The following is a 14,232-nucleotide window of genomic DNA, read 5'->3' as shown; positions in this document are numbered from 1 at the left end:
AGTGCTTTTGCCGTTACGCACCACGCCTTCAGTAGCGGAGCAGGAAGGACATCTGATGGAAATGGAAGCCACGCAAGCACCTCAAAATCACCATCATACACTAAATCAGTAAGTTGGGAGCATTACCATATCCTGGAGATACTTCTGTAGTCTCTGTTTCCTGACTCTATCAGTAACATCTGAGTATAATTAATTAACTGTGATAAATCTCTTATTTTCCGAAAACGCCATATGATTTAATTTAGCTCAACCCGTTGAAATTGATGAACTAAAATTATAAATCATTAATATATCTTAAGAGAATTTTAGTATTTTTGCTATAAAATCATTTATATCAATTACAGTTATAAAATAAATGTCTGCTTTATTGGTTTTTTTTGTTTATGTGTTCGTGGTAAGAGAAAATATTTCATGCTGGATATAAATTAAGAGCGCTTCAGCAATATCAATGGATGGATAGTGTGTGAAACATAATAAAGCTAATAGTCGTTCTTTATTTTTTTTGCTGTTGTTTTTTTCACCAGTAAATCAGGCGGAACCTTTTCGTTTTAATATGAATGCTGTTGAATCTTTAGGACTTAGCCCTGAACAGGCACAGCATGCAATAAAACAATCGGATAAACCTTACGGAAAAATCAATACCGGTGTCTATCTGAATGGTAAATACAGCGGTGTGCAGGAAGTCGATTTCGGTACTGATAGTAAAGCTTGTTTATCAAGCCGTTTGTTACATGAATTTATGTTCAAACCTGATTTAATAACGAAAATACCGGGAACTGACTGTCTCGACACCAAAAAAGCGTCCCTGGTGGAAATGCGCTACGATCGTAATGAGAATGCGCTGAAAATAACGGCTGCCGACTTTTATCTGGAAAAGAAATCACAATTTCAGAACATTCAGTCTGGCGGATTCGGAACATTTTTTAATTATAATGCCAATCTTAATCGTAGCGCCGGGACCTATTCACGGACCGATTCTGTTAATGCGTTGATGAGCTGGGGAGCAAATTATGAAAACGTCCTGGTGCGAACTAATTTTTCATACGCGCATTATAGTCCTTCCTGGCGGAGCAGTTATAGCCGGAAGAGTTTGAATAGCGCCTGGCTGGAAACGGATCTGGTTAATACCTATCGCTTCCGGGGCGGCTATATCGGCGTCGGCAACTCACTATTTGGCGCCGGGCAGATTAATGGTTTCACACTCGATAATAACGTTGGTATGCGTAGCGGCGATAGCACCGTCAATGTCAGTGGAATCGCACCGGGTTACGCTCAGGTAGACATTTATCAGCAGGGGCGGGTTATCTTTTCTCGCCCTGTCCCTGCCGGCCCGTTTCTTTTTGAATCCGTCCCTCTTTTTACCGCCTACGCGGATGCCGAGGTGGTAATACGTGAAAAGAGCGGGGGAGAGCAGCGACAAATTATTCCACGAGCAGCCTTTAATGTCAGCAGTGGAATGGCTTCGCGCTTCTTTATGTTTGCCGGGCAGACGGATCCTTCGCGTGGGGTGGGAAACGTTCCGGTATTTGGAGCCGAATATCGGTTTCCGTTTTATGAATATCTTCAGCCATTTACCGGGACGCTGTTGGCTCAGCATTATACCGGGGTGGGTGCTGGCGTTTATGCTAATTTTATTCCTTATTACAGCCGGGGTGATATGAATTTCAGTGTCTCCCGTAGCGGCAAGGATAATAATCTCGGTCAAAAATTGAGCGCTAATTTATCCGGACAATTTGGCACCGCCACGCCCTATCTTTCGCTGAACTGGCAGAGCTATTACTACCGCGACTTAGGTGAAAGCCAACAAACACTGGATAAAGATTATGCCTATGAAAACTATAACCCGCACTACACCGTATCAGCGGGAATCAGTAAGCCTTTCGGACCGATTGGCAGTGGAATTTCGCTGTCACATTATATCTCCTGGAATATGCCGGCCAGGAATGCACTGACGGTATTTGGATCTTATTCTACGCGTTACTATACGCTCAGCGCCAACGTGGCTTATGGCTGGGAACGGGGAAATAACCAACAAAATTCATGGTCGGCGATGCTGAATTTACGCGTGCCGTTTAAAAATGGGGGAAAATCCGGTTCATTGTCTTCTTATGTGAACCGTTACCAAAAGAATACGATATTTGGCACCAGTGCCAGTCAAACGATTACCGATAATTTAGACGTCGGCGTAGGTGTAGATCGTTATACCGGGATTGGGAACAGTACACGCCATTATGCTCAGGCATTCTGGCGGACGCCTTATGTCAGAACCTCGTCCTATTATTCCGGAACCGATCAGCATAGCCGCAACTATTCGGCAAACTTATCGGGAGCAATCGTGGCAACTGATAATACTATCGTTTTCTCACCCGCACAGATGCAGGATACGTTTGCTCTGATTACTACCGGCGTAAAAGGCTATACCAGTCTGTCTACACCTACTGCTCGGGTAGTTACAAACTATGACGGCTTAGCCATTGCGCCACAACTTTTCGAAGACCGGGTAAATTCAGTGAATATTATTACCAAAACCCTGCCGGAGGGGGCTTATGTCAAAAATTCTCACCAGGAAATTACGGTTAAGCGTGGTGCCGTAGGGAAAATTGATTTTTCCTCTACGCAGGAGCGTATTTATCTGGTCAAGCTTATGGCCGGTAAAATAAATATCCCTTATGGCACTAAATTATTCGATGAAAAAGCGAACCTGCTTGGTTACACCATTGACGAAAATATACTTATGCTTAATCAACAGCAGGCCGATAAGTTGGCAAATAATGCCGCCCGGATAAGACTTAATAATAATATTCAGTGTTATATCGAAAAGAATACGTTCAATCCAGCGTTAACGGATGATTTACTTGAAGTTCCAGTGAGGTGCGGAGAAAAATATGCGAAGTTATGAAAAAAATATTTTAATGTTATTACTAATAAGCACCGCTTTAGTGATGGAAAGTGGAAAAGCAATCGCTTCAGCAGTGCTTCCTACAACATCAGCACTGATTATTGAAGAGGCCGATCGCGAAGGCACTATTGGTATTAAAAACACTAATAGCGAACCCGTACTGCTTTACAGCAAAGTTCAGCGGCTGGATGATGAGGATCTGGATACAGCGTTAATTCCAAGCCCACAGGCAGTAGTAGTTCAACCGGGAGAAACCCAGACGGTGCGTCTGCTATTCCGAAGCAAAAAGAAACTGGATAAAGAGCATCTGGCCCGAATCCTGTTTATGGGTATTCCCCCTGAAACAAGTAAGAAAGGCGCGCAGGTTGGTTTTATGCTTGGACAGGATCTGCCCGTGGTTATTCGCCCGGCTGGCTACGTTCCGGTTGAGAATAAGTGGGAGTTTCTCAAATGGAAACTTAAAGAAAACCAGCTCTGTGTCAGTAACGAGACTAAATATGCGATTCGCTTTGTTAATCATGTTGTTTTAACGCCTGGAAATATTCCCGTGACAATGCCGAAGGCTTACGCACTGCCGGAGTCAAATAACTGTACAAATTTACCTTCAGGTGTTCAGGTTCTGACAGGAAGTAAAGTGAATTTTTCAGCCGTTACTGATTATGGCTATATGCTGGATAATCGCCAGTCAGCCGTTACTGGCAGCGAAAAAAATTAATATCTACTTTTCTGTTGTGATTAAAACAACAGAATAACGGCGACTAACCATTATAAGCGCTCTGGTTTTTAAATGGTTAGTTAAAAGTAGCATTGGTGCTACCTATTATTTTGCAATAGATAAAATGGAGCTTTATTATGCGATATTCTAAGTTACTTTTGGTTAGTACAATTATGGCTGCAGGCTCAGCCTATGCGGCTAACCCAACAATTAACGTATCCGGTAAAATTCTGCCTCCGGCATGCTCTGCCAATATGGTTGGCGGTGACAACATGGTATGGGATCCGATTAGCCATAATGAGTTATCAGATACAAATTTCACGCTTCTGGTCGCTCAAGAAGCAACGTTACAGGTTCACTGCGCAGATGGTTTAAAAACACATGTCGCTTTTTGGGCAATTGATGCAGACCCGAGCAGTGCTGTGCCGGGCGCCAAAGTACCAGGTACGGACCTACCTAATGGTAATGTAACTGATCGTATCTTTGGTATTGGCGTCGATCCAGTAACTCGTGGGAAAATTGGTAATTTTACGCTGATTGGTAAGTCATCGAGTTATGACGGAACCGTAAATGATGAAACTTATGGTTATAATACTTCTCAAACTTCGAACACATTCGCACTGGCTCCCTTTGGTAATGGATACCGTTTCGCGGAAGAGTGGACAGTGGTAGAAAAAGGGACGAATAACCCAGCCAGTGCAAATGCTTTCACATTCGTCTTTGATGTCGTGCCACAAATCAACATAAAAAGACTGATTTCTAATAACGAGGAAGTAGATTTCGCCGGTAGCGCACAGTTTTTTGTTCGTTACTTCTGATTTACTTTTCCTGCTGTGACTGACGTTTCAGCAGGAGGATAATACATCACCCGCATGTATTATCCGAAAAACTTGTCAGGTAACACTGGGTCATTTCATGTTGTTACCTGACGTCATTATCTACAGTAACATCTACCAAAACAGCCAGTAATTTTCTGGTGTAATTAATTTTCCCGAACGGGCTTTCTCAGAAGAATAAACCATCAACTATCTTTAACCCATACACAGCCTGTATATTTATTAACGTTTCATTACACGCTTTATCGATTCCCAAGGCTTTGTTGAATAAATCAGCTTCAGGACGAGTGACTCTGTAGCTGACCGGGTTTTCAGGCAATACGCACGCTTTCTGGCATACCAGCCTTCGTTATTTTATTCAGCGCACGCACCATGCCCAAAGCCTCTGCTACCTGACCATCGTAATCACGCAGCGTCAGTGAACCTCCGAACAGTTGCTTTACCCTGTACATGGCCGTCTCCGCTATCGAGCGACGGTTGTAATCTGTTGTCCATTTCCACCGGGCATTACTCCCGGTCAGCCGCTGATTCGCTACTGCACGGTTACGGTCTGCGTACTCTACGGGCCAGTAACCCGCTCCTTTTCGGGGCGGGATGAGGGCACTGATTTTCTTGCGCCGCAGTTCATCGTGACAGAGTCGGGTGTCGTAAGCGCCGTCTGCTGCGGCTGCCCTGATTTTTCTGTGTGTCTGCCGGATAAGACCCGGGAAAGCTTCTGAGTCCGTGACGTTGTTCAGAGACAGGTCCGCGCAGATGACTTCATGTGTTCTGCTGTCAACGGCCAGATGCAGCTTCCGCCAGGTACGACGGCGCTCTTTGCCGTGATTTTTGACTTTCCATTCGCCTTCACCAAAAACCTTCAGCCCGGTGGAATCAATCACCAGGTGTGCGATTTCACCCCGGGTGGGTGTTTTGAAACAGACATTAACCGACTTTGCCCGCTTGCTGACACTGCTGTAATCCGGGCAGCGCAACGGAACGTTCATCAGGGCAAAAATGGAATCAATAAAACCCTGCGCAGCCCGCAGGGTCAGCCGGAACAGGCGTTTAATCATCAGGACGGTGGTGATGGCAAGGTCAGAATAGCGCTGAGGTCTTCCCCGTGATGAAGGCGTTGCCGACTCATACCAGGCATGAGTCGCTTCATCGTCCAGCCAGAAAGTGAGGGAGCCACGGTTGATGAGGGCTTTGTTGTAGGTGGGCCAGTTGGTGATTTTGAACTTTTGCTTTGCCACGGAACGGTCTGTGTTGTCGGGAGGATGCGTGATCTGATCCTTCAACTCAGCAAAAGTTCGATTTATTCAACAAAGCCGATTCCCAATATAAAACCCCTACTAACCCAATGCATAGTCATGCAAAAAAATTGAGTTATCCTGTTAATAAAAAAGAAATTAAAAAACAATAATAACGCTGCCCAATAAGCGGCTTTATGATTAATCATAAATATTGCCACTGTATCGTTATCTCTGTCATGTCCAGAGCCGTATCGGTCGAAATTTTTATCAGCCAGAGAAAAGAAAAAAGCCCGTAAAAACGGGCTGAGGTAAAAATCCCTCAAGAGGGACGCATGAAACGCTAATGTTTTACGCGAGCAGATCTTCCGATCAGAAATGATATGTGCCAGAAAGCCACCAGGTACGGCCAGGTTCAGGAATGCGTTCGGTAGCGGCATATCCGAACTGTTTATTTCCTGCCATATTGAGATGTTCGCTGTATTGCTTATTCAGTAAATTATCGATACCGATGCTCATGTTCAGATCTTTGGTGAAGCGATAATCTGCGCTCCAGGAAAGGATGCCAAAACCAGCGCTGTTACCAAGATCTTTCCCGGTGACATTACCCTGATCTTGCGCAATACGATGCTGGCTGGCGACCACACGCCATAACAACGTCGTGCCCCAGTTACTGCCAAGATAGTTAAGTCCCAGACGAGCCTCTAACGGCGGCATTTGCGGTAACGGTTTGTTATCGTCGCGGTTTTGACCCCACGAATAGCTCAGGCTGCTGTCGACAGACCAGTTGCTGTAGAAGGCCAGCGTACCGCCCACTTCGCCGCCCATCGTCGTTGCATCAATATTACGTGCCTGCGAAGGCGTGTTGCGATAATCAAAAAGAATATAATCCTGCACTCGCCCAACGTAGGCAGAAGCCCACAGGTTCAGGTTGTCAGTGCGTAACTGCAATCCGTTGTCCCATTGCAGCGTTTTTTCACTCTTCAAATGATGGAAGCTGCTTTGTCCCGCTTTACCGCTAAACAGTTCCCAGTAATCGGGAAAGCGCTCGGTGTAGCCAATACCGCTATAAGCCATTAACGGCATTTCCGGGAAATAGTATTCGTAACGCGCAAACGCACCGGGTTGAACGGCACTGCGTGTGGCTTGTTGCGCGCTGCGCTCATCTTTAGCCTGATAATAATCAAGGCGGCCACCAACGATGCTGGTCGCGTTTTCGCTTAACGATTCCCGCCACTCACTGAACATACCCAGTTGACTAATGGCGGCGTCTTCCTGCCAGCCGCTGCCTGCTTTCTTACGGTGCATTTTGCGTTGAGCGTCAATTCCGCTGGTAAGTTGCGTGGTATCTTTCTCCAAGACAGCACTCAGCCTGGTGCCGTAGGTCACGCTGCCCACTTCCGTTTCCATCTTCATACCGGTGGGCTTACGCAGGCGAAAATTATCCATGACGTGATCGGTGTCATTGTAATAACTCTGCCAACTGACTTTGCTGATGTGATCGCTTAAATCGTATTTTTCTATTTTCAACGCGGCATCCTTACGCAGAAAGCGGCTGCCATCCATGCCACGTCCTGCATACCTGGCTTTGCCATCGCTGGCGCCCACGCTCATCTCAATCAGCGTATCGTCGTCCGGGGTCAAACCAGCAGTCAGTTCTCCGCTCCATTTTCGCCACAGGCTGGGAACACGATCGCCATTTCCGTCGGCATAATCGTTCGCGACTGAACGGCTGCCATCAATGCGGACATAGCCTTGCTGATTACCGAAGACGGTGTTGAGATTTTCGTCTGCACGCCCGTTAGCTCCGCGTAATACCGTTGCGGAACCTTTTATTCCCGGTTCGCTGAACAGTTCCGGCTGGCGTTCAAAAAGCAGCGTGCCTGCCGAGGCCATAGGTCCCCATAGTACGGTCTGCGGACCTTTCACCACTGTCAGTAAGTCATAATTTTTCGGCGTGATATAAGCGGTCGGCGTATCCATACGGGAACCGCATCCCCCCTGGGTACTGGCGCCATTAGCCAGAATATTCAGGCGAGATCCAAACATACCGCGCAACACAGGATCGCCGTTGCTGCCGCCACTACGCAGGACAGAGAAACCCGGTATAGTTTTCAGCAGGTCGGCGCCGTCACTGGCTGGCACAGGCTGACGTGGTGTCTGTGTTGAGGTGACAACGACGCCGGGATTTTTTTGCGGGGCGGTAACTGTCATCACCTGTTCAGCGTGTGCTGAGGTAGCAGCGATACAACACGCTGCCAGTAAAGAATGGCGAAGCATCGTCTGCTGACGACGTTGAGAGCAATGATCCATATGTGCTTCCGGTAGGGTAATTGGGATAAATAAGTCCCTTGTATCCAGCCAAGGGGAGAAATAACCGTTGCGTAGTTTGCCGAGCGATATACAGGGACAACAGTTGCCTGGCTTTAGACATCCTCCGGTCAGAGTGAGTGATTCCTTATTAAAGCAGGAAAATGCTTTATCAACCCCGGTTAAATCTGGCGGGCTTTATCGGCAACGACGTTATTTATAAACAGCGGCTTTTTATCAATTTTCCCTTTATTAATTTTTATGATTCCAGAAAAACAGACAAACGACTACGTTAGACGGTAAATCGTTTCCCTGTCTGTTGCGAAAGATTCCACCTGAAAAAGAAATTTCTTACTAAAGTAGTGGGGCGCACCTGGCAATGCGTAACCCGGTTCTGCTGGTAAACGCAGGGCGAACAGGGAAGATAGCAGTATCTTTTTATAAAAGGAGTTTTAGATGCTGCAAAATAAAATAGCCCCAGCGCGCTACGATCGTTTCTCGCGTATTTTACACTGGGTTGTGGCTGTTGTGATTATTTATGCGATGTGCATGGGATATATTATTCACGCTCTGGAAGGAACGCGATGGCACGCTTTTTTCTCCGAGCTTAATATGTCACTTGCGACAATTGCGACGCCCATTATGATTATACGTTTCATCTGGCGTTTTTTCCGACCCAGCCCCCCTTATCCGGCTACGATTTCTTCACGCAAAAGAAAAACAGTGGTTTTTATTCATGAAATATTTTATCTGACTATCTTCATGGTCCTGATCAGCGGCTTTTTGATGCTGGAAAAAGATTATCATCTGTTTGGCTTGCTGCCGGTTTCCCGCCCGGTGAATGTGGCAGAAGTGAATGCTTTCTTTTTTCAGATTCATCGCTACAGTTGCATTTTATTAGGCGTACTCCTGCTGGGTCATGTGATGGCCGTATTGAATTATATAAGAAAAGGGCAGCGTGACATTTTATGCAGGATGCTGTGAGACTGCGGTAGTCAAAAATCCAGTTTATCCAGTCGGATATTTCATTAATCCAGTAGTTGGATGCGGAATTTTATCGCATTCAACTATTACCATAGTAAGATCGTGCAATATGCTTTGTTACAGACACTTTATTCGCCGTTGGGGCACACCCTGGCGTATAACATTTATTTCCTGCTTAATTTTCTGGTTGCTTGTGATAATTACCTTGTCTCACTGGATATTGTAATCATCAGGCAATTTTAGTGATAGCTATCAACGCTGCGAGGGTATTCGCGTTTTGTTAGCGAATAAAACACGTTATGTGTTGTTCAGCCGGAGAAGGCACTCCCCCTTAAAAAAACGCCGGTCATTTAAAATGACCGGCGTTTTTTTATCGTTTTAACGCGTCTGAACAGATGCTCTCATTACTTTACTTCTTTCCAGGCGTCACGCCATGCCCAGCCACGGCCAGGTTCATAAGCGTCGGCAATACCGCACCATCCCTGTCGATTATCGTCGCCACGGCATTGGTAGATTTTGCCATCACTGCCTTTAACCTGATCGCCTGCATTGTAACGTTTACCCAACTGCCATCCTGCCGCTGGATTTACGTTTTCTTCAGTAGCCTGATGAATAACAATCACTTCTTTAGGCTGTGAATCCTGCGTAGCGTCATTAACGGTCAGGCTGAAATGTAGCTCTTCCTGAGTCCTGGATTCACCCAGCTTAAAGGAAGCCTTGGCACTATTAGCGCCCACCAGGCTAACAGGGGTGCCTTGTGTTTGTTTCCAGTGATATTTCAGAGCAGCGTTTTCTGGATCCCAGGAATCTGAGCCGTCAAGGATAACCTGGCCCGAGGTCAGCTCACGCGGTGTGACAGACACGCTGGCGATAGGGGGATGATTGACCTCTACACCGCCGGCTTTGTGTTTAATGGTGGCGGTGGCAGGTACAGAAGATAGCTTCCCATCATTAACGGTTAATTTGAAACTGAGCGTTTGATCCTGTTGCGTTTCATTTAACTGGAACCAGGGCTTCGGCTTATCGGCATCCTGCAGGTTGACACGAGGACCGCCTGTCTGCTCCCAATGCCAGGTCAGTTTTTCTCCTTCTGGATCGCTTGAAGCGGAACCATCAAGCACTACTCTGCCAGCAACGACTTCTTTTACTGTCTTGATAGTGGCAACGGGGGGAAGGTTGATATTTCCCTGCTCCGCTTTATGGGTAATGGTGATGTTGAATGGCGCGGATTTTAACTCGCCGTCATCGACCTCAAGCTGGAAATGCAGCGCTTCATCTTTGGCGGGATTGTTGAGCGAAAAGAGTGCTTTGTCATGCTCAGACAGCAACGTGACCGTTGATCCAGATACTTGCTTCCAGTGGTAAGTTAATGGCTTGCCTTCCGGGTCATTTGACGCAGAACCGTCGAGCACAACTTTCTCGACAGCTCCCGTCACGACACGAGGATAATCAACTTTGGCGATCGGAGCGTGGTTAATTTCACCAGGCGAAGCCTGATCGGCTGCGGCTTTCATCTCATTCAGGTAGGCGACCTGTTGAGGAGCAGACAGTTGCTCGGTTGAAGCACCCAGCGTCCAGACAAAGAATCCGCCATAATTATTTTCAGCCTGCCAGCCTGCGCGGTAAATATTGTTGGCTCGGGATTCAACAAATGAACCGCCTTCGCTGTCGGGTCCCCACTGTTTATTAATGGTGTTGCCAAGAATAATCTTCGTTCTGTCGCCGATAGCTTTGGCATAATTTTCCATCGCAACTTTATATTTAAAGTTACGACCTGCGTCATAAGTCATCACGTTAAAGAAATCGAACAGGTGCTTCCCTTCTTTTAGCAATGTTAAGACTTCACCGTGGTGTGTTGAGCCGCCTTCGAAAGAGCATTCTGCTGTGACAGTTTGTTGGCAGCTAACCGGATCGGCACCAACATGATACGTTGTCAGGCTAAGTAATTTACCGCTATCTGGACCTAACAGCGCCCGGATACGTTTCACCAGTGCCAGCAGATTGGAATTTTCTTCTTCCGTCAAGCGGGCCGCTTTTTCAAAATCAAAATCAATACCGTCTACGTAAACGGTGCCAACTTCCTGATACTGACCGGATTTTTTATAAACCGGGAAGCCTTTTCGTAAGAATTTCACCAGACCTTGTGCAATATTCTCGCGTTCCTGTGCATTTTTAAGATTACCCCATAAATGCTCATCGTTCTGGCCGCCAAAAGCCACCATAACTTTCAGGCCTGGATTATTAAATTTTGCCTGTGTCCAGTTTAAGTATTGGCCAGGCTTCCAGTAAGTATCGCTACCGCTATCAAACAGACCGTCGGCGTTAGTGATATTACCGCTAGCATCCCATTTTCCAAAGGCGAGCATAATGACGTCCATTTTGCTCTGCGCTATCTCTTCAGCCGTGATGCCTGATGCTCCCCAGGAGGTTAAATAGCTGATTGCCTGTTGGTTATTAGCTGCATTGGAGAGAGGTGAAAATAAAGCCGCACTAATGAGCAGCGGTAATACTAATTTTTTCATAACTTTAGTCCCTTTTGTATAAAGTCGCGCAGAAAGATACCAGAAGAGACGTAAAGTATTTTCTGTATCGCCATAAGAATACATGCGGAACAAAGGTACTTTTCCAATGGTTTTAAATGTAAGGAAGAAGTTAATTATTCAATGGCTAAAATGATCATATCTATTTTTTCACTTAACTGAAAAAAGGACGGGATTTATGACAGGTTATTATTTAACAAATGATAAATAACGACAGGCTTTGTTGAATAAATCAGCTTCAGGACGAGTGACTCTGTAGCTGACCGGGTTTTCAGGCAATACGCACGCTTTCTGGCATACCAGCCTTCGTTATTTTATTCAGCGCACGCACCATGCCCAAAGCCTCTGCTACCTGACCATCGTAATCACGCAGCGTCAGTGAACCTCCGAACAGTTGCTTTACCCTGTACATGGCCGTCTCCGCTATCGAGCGACGGTTGTAATCTGTTGTCCATTTCCACCGGGCATTACTCCCGGTCAGCCGCTGATTCGCTACTGCACGGTTACGGTCTGCGTACTCTACGGGCCAGTAACCCGCTCCTTTTCGGGGCGGGATGAGGGCACTGATTTTCTTGCGCCGCAGTTCATCGTGACAGAGTCGGGTGTCGTAAGCGCCGTCTGCTGCGGCTGCCCTGATTTTTCTGTGTGTCTGCCGGATAAGACCCGGGAAAGCTTCTGAGTCCGTGACGTTGTTCAGAGACAGGTCCGCGCAGATGACTTCATGTGTTCTGCTGTCAACGGCCAGATGCAGCTTCCGCCAGGTACGACGGCGCTCTTTGCCGTGATTTTTGACTTTCCATTCGCCTTCACCAAAAACCTTCAGCCCGGTGGAATCAATCACCAGGTGTGCGATTTCACCCCGGGTGGGTGTTTTGAAACAGACATTAACCGACTTTGCCCGCTTGCTGACACTGCTGTAATCCGGGCAGCGCAACGGAACGTTCATCAGGGCAAAAATGGAATCAATAAAACCCTGCGCAGCCCGCAGGGTCAGCCGGAACAGGCGTTTAATCATCAGGACGGTGGTGATGGCAAGGTCAGAATAGCGCTGAGGTCTTTCCCGTGATGAAGGCGTTGCCGACTCATACCAGGCATGAGTCGCTTCATCGTCCAGCCAGAAAGTGAGGGAGCCACGGTTGATGAGGGCTTTGTTGTAGGTGGGCCAGTTGGTGATTTTGAACTTTTGCTTTGCCACGGAACGGTCTGTGTTGTCGGGAGGATGCGTGATCTGATCCTTCAACTCAGCAAAAGTTCGATTTATTCAACAAAGCCATAACGACAGATAAATTAGTGCCTGACGCCGCGTTGCTGAAAAATTATTTGCGGATTCGATAAGCCCCTGATCGCAATTTTTAAAGATTAAATTTAACTTCCGTTTTTAATCCGCTGCTTTCTGTCTCGAACGATGTTGTATTTGTTTCTTCATCTGTTCACTTTTTTCAGTGATAAAGCAATATCCAGACGGCTGCGGCAATAATGGGATACGGGCCAAAAGGGAAGGGCTGGCCAGGCTTCACCCGCAAAATCAGCAGGGCGGAAAGTAGGGCAAGCAAAGTAGAGGCAGAAATAATTTCCAGCAAGGCTTGGGGCCCAAGCCACGCGCCCAGCGCGGCAAGCAATTTAAAATCGCCAGCGCCCATTCCCTCCTGGTGTTGCAATAGGCGAAACAGGCAGGAAACCAGACAGGGCAGGGCAAATCCCAGCAAAGCCGCAATCAGTGAACCCGAAATATCGAGTGTGCCTACACCGCTAAGGGCAAACAGCAAAGCGAAAACCAGCAACGGCAGGGTTAGCCTGTCCGGTAATAACATGGTCCGGAGATCAATAAACATCAATGGGATCAGTAGGCTAAGCGCAAACAAATCGAACAGGCTTTGTGCCGTTATGCCCTGACGCCACACAACCAGCATGTATAGCAGAGCGGTCAGAAGCTCCACCAGCGGATAAGTGAGAGATACAGGCAGACGACAGGCTGCACAGCGACCACGCAAAAGTAGCCAACTGATGACCGGCACATTATGTCGAATTTTCACCGGTTTCCGGCAATGAGGACAGTGAGAGGCAGGCCAACTGAGCGTGTAGCATTCACCCTGCATAATGCGGGGCAACCGATAAATCACGACGTTACAAAAACTCCCGATAGCGCTCCCTACCAGAGCAGAAAAAAAGAGGGTTAAGGTGTGCTCCGAAACTGGCATAAGTCCTGTTGTGTCCTGGTTTATTAAGCGTCTAGGCTCCTCCGCATAGAGTATTCATCCAGTGACATATTGACCATCGGCCTACCGGCAATAACGTTGAGCCTTTTCTCCTGCATCAGTCGATCTTGTTGCAGCCGCGCTCCGCCAGTCGCGGGTAAGTGCGCATTAAGATTTAATGCCCGACAGCGGCCAGCTCATCGCATGACGGCGCAAAAAAGAAGTCCCGAGTACGCGCCGTTATAGTTCGCGCCCCCGGAACACGTTTTCGCAATGACGAGACTTTCCGCTAAAGCGCGCCATTTCACTCTTCCGTGAGATAAGCTGCGCTGTGAAAATCAATTTCCCATTGCAACACCTGGCCGTAGAGTTCAGAAGGTGCATGTTTATCGCTGTCGCTTAATGCCAGCGCACATTGATCTAACTCATTTTTGAGCCATAGAGCCTGCTGAAAAAAGGCATCTTCAGCGTGCATGTCGATCCAGCGTCGGACATCCGCGCCCTGCTGCGTCTGAGAGCGA

10 protein-coding genes and 1 pseudogene are annotated in these 14,232 nt (G+C 47.1%); 4 read left to right on the top strand and 7 right to left on the bottom strand.

Annotated elements, in window-relative coordinates; genetic code table 11:
• The coding region (locus tag H2P46_RS17995; RefSeq protein ID WP_044061500.1) for an IS1 family transposase at positions 1-72 on the bottom strand (72 nt) is incomplete at its 3' end.
• 391 nt (positions 73-463) lie between these two features.
• Here H2P46_RS17995 and H2P46_RS17990 point away from each other — a divergent pair.
• From H2P46_RS17990 to H2P46_RS17980, 3 genes are all read left to right on the top strand, one after another.
• Positions 464-2,899 (top strand): fimbria/pilus outer membrane usher protein, encoded by a 2,436-nt coding sequence (locus tag H2P46_RS17990; RefSeq protein WP_193406246.1) that lies wholly within the window; start codon positions 464-466, stop codon positions 2,897-2,899.
• Positions 2,886-3,614: a fimbria/pilus chaperone family protein gene (locus tag H2P46_RS17985; RefSeq protein WP_193406245.1), complete on the top strand. Its 729-nt coding sequence runs from the start codon at positions 2,886-2,888 to the stop codon at positions 3,612-3,614. Before H2P46_RS17990 ends, H2P46_RS17985 begins: the two co-directional genes overlap by 14 nt.
• A 137-nt stretch (positions 3,615-3,751) precedes the next feature.
• On the top strand, positions 3,752-4,432 hold the full coding sequence (locus H2P46_RS17980) for a DUF1120 domain-containing protein (protein WP_193406244.1): 681 nt from the start codon (positions 3,752-3,754) through the stop codon (positions 4,430-4,432).
• Positions 4,433-4,761: 329 nt separating this feature from the next.
• Here the strand turns inward: H2P46_RS17980 and H2P46_RS17975 are convergent, their stop codons facing one another.
• Together H2P46_RS17975 and H2P46_RS17970 are read right to left on the bottom strand one after the other, a co-directional pair.
• The gene (locus H2P46_RS17975) at positions 4,762-5,730 is read right to left on the bottom strand and encodes an IS5 family transposase (protein ID WP_193403199.1); all 969 of its coding nucleotides are present in this window, start codon (positions 5,728-5,730) and stop codon (positions 4,762-4,764) included.
• A gap of 324 nt (positions 5,731-6,054) precedes the next feature.
• Positions 6,055-7,995 carry a TonB-dependent copper receptor gene (locus tag H2P46_RS17970; RefSeq protein WP_202987508.1) on the bottom strand — a complete coding sequence of 647 codons (1,941 nt, stop codon included), beginning with the start codon at positions 7,993-7,995 and terminating at the stop codon, positions 6,055-6,057.
• Positions 7,996-8,448: 453 nt separating this feature from the next.
• On the opposite strand from H2P46_RS17970, the gene H2P46_RS17965 reads away from it, so the two are divergent.
• The gene (locus H2P46_RS17965; protein WP_193406243.1) at positions 8,449-8,976 is read left to right on the top strand and encodes a cytochrome b; all 528 of its coding nucleotides are present in this window, start codon (positions 8,449-8,451) and stop codon (positions 8,974-8,976) included.
• A gap of 404 nt (positions 8,977-9,380) precedes the next feature.
• Here the strand turns inward: H2P46_RS17965 and H2P46_RS17960 are convergent, their stop codons facing one another.
• The 4 genes and pseudogenes from H2P46_RS17960 to H2P46_RS17945 form a co-directional block, all read right to left on the bottom strand.
• Positions 9,381-11,498, bottom strand: a complete 2,118-nt coding sequence (locus H2P46_RS17960; RefSeq protein WP_193406242.1) for a glycoside hydrolase family 18 protein — start codon at positions 11,496-11,498, stop codon at positions 9,381-9,383.
• 289 nt (positions 11,499-11,787) lie between these two features.
• Positions 11,788-12,756, bottom strand: a complete 969-nt coding sequence (locus tag H2P46_RS17955; protein WP_193406241.1) for an IS5 family transposase — start codon at positions 12,754-12,756, stop codon at positions 11,788-11,790.
• 199 nt (positions 12,757-12,955) lie between these two features.
• Positions 12,956-13,714 carry a prepilin peptidase gene (locus H2P46_RS17950; RefSeq protein ID WP_193406240.1) on the bottom strand — a complete coding sequence of 253 codons (759 nt, stop codon included), beginning with the start codon at positions 13,712-13,714 and terminating at the stop codon, positions 12,956-12,958.
• 301 nt (positions 13,715-14,015) lie between these two features.
• A pseudogene (locus tag H2P46_RS17945) lies at positions 14,016-14,219 on the bottom strand (TenA family protein); the annotation flags it as partial.
• Between the last annotated feature and the right edge of the window lie 13 nt (positions 14,220-14,232).

It is taken from the genome of Mixta mediterraneensis, from assembly GCF_014946725.1.
Classification (GTDB): Bacteria; Pseudomonadota; Gammaproteobacteria; order Enterobacterales; family Enterobacteriaceae; genus Pantoea; species Pantoea mediterraneensis.
Note: the sequence above shows the minus strand (reverse complement) of the source record. Positions and strands in the feature narration are given on the sequence as shown.

Coding starts and splice junctions, on each gene's coding strand:
- H2P46_RS17950 (WP_193406240.1), bottom strand. CDS start 13,714: ATGCCAGTTTCGGAGCACACCTTAACCCTCTTTTTTTCTGCTCTGGTA.
- H2P46_RS17970 (WP_202987508.1), bottom strand. CDS start 7,995: ATGGATCATTGCTCTCAACGTCGTCAGCAGACGATGCTTCGCCATTCT.
- H2P46_RS17980 (WP_193406244.1), top strand. CDS start 3,752: ATGCGATATTCTAAGTTACTTTTGGTTAGTACAATTATGGCTGCAGGC.
- H2P46_RS17965 (WP_193406243.1), top strand. CDS start 8,449: ATGCTGCAAAATAAAATAGCCCCAGCGCGCTACGATCGTTTCTCGCGT.
- H2P46_RS17960 (WP_193406242.1), bottom strand. CDS start 11,498: ATGAAAAAATTAGTATTACCGCTGCTCATTAGTGCGGCTTTATTTTCA.
- H2P46_RS17985 (WP_193406245.1), top strand. CDS start 2,886: ATGCGAAGTTATGAAAAAAATATTTTAATGTTATTACTAATAAGCACC.